Consider the following 3,812-nt stretch of genomic DNA (forward strand, 5'->3'; position numbering starts at 1 on the left):
CCCTCAGCGCTCCCCGCCGGGCACCCACAGCACGTCGCCGACCTCCTTGTTGGCCACCCGGGCCAGGATGAACAAAAGGTCGGAGAGGCGGTTGAGGTAGAGCGTGCGTCGGGACACACGCTCTACTTCGCGGGCCCGACCGGGGGATTTCCGGGCCTCGGGCTGTGATCGGGGCGCTCGACGCGTCATCATGGGCGCATGCTCTCCACCGCAGGGGCGTCCGGCGCAGACGCCTCCGAAGACCAGGTCGACGATGTCGGCGGCCCGTTTGGCGACGACGGGACGGACCTGGGACCGTTCGAGGATCTGGAGCGGGAGATCCGGCTGCTGATCCGCCGCGCGCAGTCCTCCGGGACGTCGATCGCACGCCGCGTCCATCCCGAGCTGGATGCCAGTGCGTACCCGCTCCTGGCCCACGTCGCCGAACGGCCGGGCGCGCGCGGCTCGGACCTTGCCACCTTTTTCGGTGTCGGCCGTGCCACCGTGTCGCGGCAGCTCAGCCGCCTGGCCGAGCTCGGCCTCGTCGAACGCACCGTCGACCCGGAGGACAGCCGCGGTCAGCGGATCACCCTCACGTCCGACGGCGCCGCCCGGCTGGACCGGGCGCGCTCCAGCCGGGTCGCGATGCTGGAGGGGGCGCTGGCCACCTGGGAGACCGAAGAGGTCAGCCAGCTGGCCAGGCTCCTCAACCGCTACTCGGCGGACATCGTCGCGTGGAAGCAGAGCCACTGACCGGTCCGCCGGGGGTCAGCGCTCCTCGAACGTGAGGCTCACCGAGTTCATGCAGAACCGGTCGCCGGTCGGCGTCTGCGGCGCGTCGTCGAAGACGTGCCCCAGGTGGGAGCCGCACGTGGCGCAGCGCACCTCGGTGCGGACCATGCCGAGCGAACGGTCCTCGATCAGCTCGACCGAGTCGCCCGCGAGCGGGCTGTAGAACGACGGCCAGCCGCAGTGCGAGTCGAACTTGGTGTCCGAGCGGAACAGCTCGGCGTCACACGCGCGACAGCGGTAAATGCCGCTGCGCTTCTCGTCGAGCAGCTCCCCGGTCCACGCGCGCTCGGTGCCCGCCTGACGGAGCACCGCGTACTCCTGGGCAGAGAGCCGCTCGCGCCACTCCTGGTCGGACTTCGTCACCTTGTAGGTCATCTCGACACCTCCGCGCAGTTCAACTCTCGGTCAGGACGGGCTGTTCCCACTGTGACCGGTTCCCACCGGGACCGCGAAGTAGAGCGTGTGTCCAGCCTCCACCGGGGTTGCCCCTGGCGGAGACCGGACACACGCTCTACCTCGCGGCGCTCAGGTCAGTTCGCGGCGGACGCGTTCGGGTTGCCCGCCCCGCGGCCACGGCCACCACGCCGACGGCGGCGGGGAGCACCCGCGGCGTCCGGCCGCGGGAAGTGGTCGGCCGCGGTACGTCCGCCACCCGACGCCGGACGACCCGCACCGCGCTGGCCGGTCGACTGGCCGGCGCCCTGGCTGCGCGGCTGGCCCTGCCGGCCGCCGCCCTGGCCACCGGTCTGACCGGAGCCCTGCGCGCCGGAGCGGGAACGTCCGCCCTGCTTGCGCGGCTGGCTCTGGCGGACCGGCTGCGGGGCCGGCGGCACGTACTCCACGTACGGCGCGACCTCGCCGACCAGGCTGGTCACCGTCGCGTCGCCGGGACGGACGTCCTGCGGGCGGGCGGTGATCTTCGCCTTGCGGGTCAGGTCACGGACGTCGCCGCGCTCCTCGGGCAGCATGATGGTCACGACGTCGCCGCCGGAGCCGGCACGCGCCGTCCGCCCGGAGCGGTGAAGGTACGCCTTGTGCTCGGCGGGCGGGTCCACGTGGACCACGAGCTCGACGTCGTCCACGTGGATGCCGCGCGCGGCGATGTCCGTCGCCACGAGCACCTTCACCTCGCCGGACGAGAACGCGGCGAGGTTGCGCTCACGCGCGCCCTGGCCGAGGTTGCCGTGCAGGTCGACGGCGGGCACGCCGGCGGCGGTGAGCTGCTTGGCGAGCTTCTTGGCCTGGTGCTTGGTCCGCATGAACAGCACGCGGCGGCCGGTGCCCTGCGCGAGCTGGTGCACCACGTTCTTCTTCGCGTCCTTGTCGGCGACGGCGAGGATGTGGTGCGTCATCTGCGGGGGCGGCGCGGCGGCGTCGTCAACGGAGTGGGTGACCGGCTGGTTCAGGTAGCGCTTGACCAGCACGTCCACGCCGTTGTCCAGCGTGGCCGAGAACAGCAGGCGCTGGGTCTTCGAGGACGTCCGGTCCAGGATGCGCTTCACGCCGGGGAGGAACCCGAGGTCGGCCATGTGGTCGGCCTCGTCGAGGACGGTGATCTCGACGTCGTCGAGCGTGAGGTGCCGCTGGCCGAGCAGGTCCTCGAGCCGGCCGGGGCAGGCGATGACGATGTCGACGCCCGCGTTGAGCGCGGTGACCTGGCGCGACTGCGCCACGCCGCCGAAGATGGTGGTGGTCTTCAGGCCCAGGGCCTGCGCCAGCGGCGCGACCGACTCGTCGATCTGGTTCGCGAGCTCACGCGTGGGGGCAAGGATGAGCGCGCGGGGGCGGCCCGCCGCACGGCGCGCCTGGCCCGCGGCGGCCGAACGGGCGCCGGTCGTCGCGAGGCGCGTCACGACCGGGAGTGCGAACGCGAGGGTCTTGCCGGAGCCGGTGCGGCCGCGGCCGAGCACGTCACGACCGGCGAGGGAGTCCGGCAGGGATGCCGTCTGAATGGGGAACGGCGAGGTGATGCCGCGGTCCGTCAGAACGCGCACGATGGGCGCGGGCAGACCGAGGTCGGCAAACGTAGTCAAAGGAGATGGGCCTCTCGGGCTCGGTGGCGGCGCGGATCGCGCCGGTTGTCCGCCGTGCTCTCACACCGGGCGGCGGGGTGCTAACCCGGGCCGGGGCCACGACGTCGGGCGGCTGAAGCCGCCCACGGCCACCCACTATCTCACGTCCTCGTGACCTGTGGCTGCGGCGAACGTCACGTTCTGTGGTTCTATGTGGCGCATGATTCCCGCAGCGACCAGCTCGGCCGGACCGTTCGCCGCCATCGGTGACGTGCTCGGCACCATCTGGACCAACGCGGTCACCCCGGTCGACCCGCCGTCGAACCTCATGGTGCTCGGCATGTGCGCGGTCGCCCTGATCGTCGTCCTGTACCGGCCCCTGTGGCACGTGACGCGGCACGTCATCACCATCGCCCACGAGGCGTCGCACGGCCTCGGCGCCCTGCTCACGGGCCGCAAGCTCGAAGGCATCCGGCTGCACTCCGACACCTCCGGCCTGACCGTGTCGCGTGGCAAGCCGCGCGGTCCAGGCATGGTCACCACCGCGTTCGCCGGCTATGTGGGGCCGGGTCTCATCGGTCTCGGGGCCGCGTGGCTCCTCAAGCTCGGCTACGCCGTCGGGCTGCTGTGGCTGCTCGTCGCGCTCCTCGCGCTGCTGCTCCTGCAGATCCGGAACTGGTTCGGGCTCTGGTCGATCCTCGTCAGCGGCACCGCGCTCGTGTTCGTGACCTGGTTCCTGGAGCCGGCGGTACAGAGCGCCGTCGCCTACGCGGTCACCTGGTTCCTCCTGCTGGGCGCGGTGCGCCCCGTGTTCGAGCTCCAGATCCAGCGCTCCCGCGGCCAGGCCCGGACGTCGGACGCCGACATGCTCGCTCGCCTGACCGGCGTCGGCGGGCTGTTCTGGGTGGCGATGTTCCTGCTCGTCACCCTCGGTGCGCTGACGCTCGGCGGCGCGTGGATCCTCGGGGTCGCGCTCTAAGCCGAACGTGTACCGAGCGATTGGGCCCAGAACTCACGTGAGTTCTGGGC

Annotated in this window: 4 protein-coding genes and 1 pseudogene; 2 read left to right on the forward strand and 3 right to left on the reverse strand. The window is 71.9% G+C overall.

Features of this window, described 5'->3' with window-relative positions; translation table 11 throughout:
- Positions 1-3: 3 nt before the first annotated feature.
- A pseudogene (locus ACFWE2_RS24930) lies at positions 4-99 on the reverse strand (cob(I)yrinic acid a c-diamide adenosyltransferase); the annotation flags it as partial.
- 99 nt (positions 100-198) lie between these two features.
- Here ACFWE2_RS24930 and ACFWE2_RS24935 point away from each other — a divergent pair.
- Positions 199-732, forward strand: a complete 534-nt coding sequence (locus tag ACFWE2_RS24935; RefSeq protein ID WP_377226898.1) for a MarR family winged helix-turn-helix transcriptional regulator — start codon at positions 199-201, stop codon at positions 730-732.
- A gap of 15 nt (positions 733-747) precedes the next feature.
- On the opposite strand, the gene msrB is transcribed toward ACFWE2_RS24935, so the two are convergent.
- Together msrB and ACFWE2_RS24945 are read right to left on the reverse strand one after the other, a co-directional pair.
- Positions 748-1,146, reverse strand: coding sequence for a peptide-methionine (R)-S-oxide reductase MsrB (msrB, locus tag ACFWE2_RS24940; protein ID WP_377226899.1), 399 nt, complete (start codon positions 1,144-1,146; stop codon positions 748-750).
- Between the two features lie 155 nt (positions 1,147-1,301).
- Entirely contained in the window at positions 1,302-2,804 is a 1,503-nt protein-coding gene (locus ACFWE2_RS24945; RefSeq protein WP_377226900.1) for a DEAD/DEAH box helicase, read from the reverse strand.
- A gap of 190 nt (positions 2,805-2,994) precedes the next feature.
- On the opposite strand from ACFWE2_RS24945, the gene ACFWE2_RS24950 reads away from it, so the two are divergent.
- The gene (locus tag ACFWE2_RS24950; protein ID WP_377226901.1) at positions 2,995-3,762 is read left to right on the forward strand and encodes a M50 family metallopeptidase; all 768 of its coding nucleotides are present in this window, start codon (positions 2,995-2,997) and stop codon (positions 3,760-3,762) included.
- Positions 3,763-3,812 lie beyond the last annotated feature (50 nt).

It is taken from the genome of Promicromonospora sp. NPDC060271, from assembly GCF_042726755.1.
GTDB lineage: Bacteria > Actinomycetota > Actinomycetes > Actinomycetales > Cellulomonadaceae > Promicromonospora.

What these genes read in the sequence shown, in the direction of transcription:
- ACFWE2_RS24935 (WP_377226898.1), top strand. Translation starts at nt 199, where the DNA reads ATGCTCTCCACCGCAGGGGCGTCCGGCGCAGACGCCTCCGAAGACCAG.
- msrB (WP_377226899.1), bottom strand. Translation starts at nt 1,146, where the DNA reads ATGACCTACAAGGTGACGAAGTCCGACCAGGAGTGGCGCGAGCGGCTC.
- ACFWE2_RS24950 (WP_377226901.1), top strand. Translation starts at nt 2,995, where the DNA reads ATGTGGCGCATGATTCCCGCAGCGACCAGCTCGGCCGGACCGTTCGCC.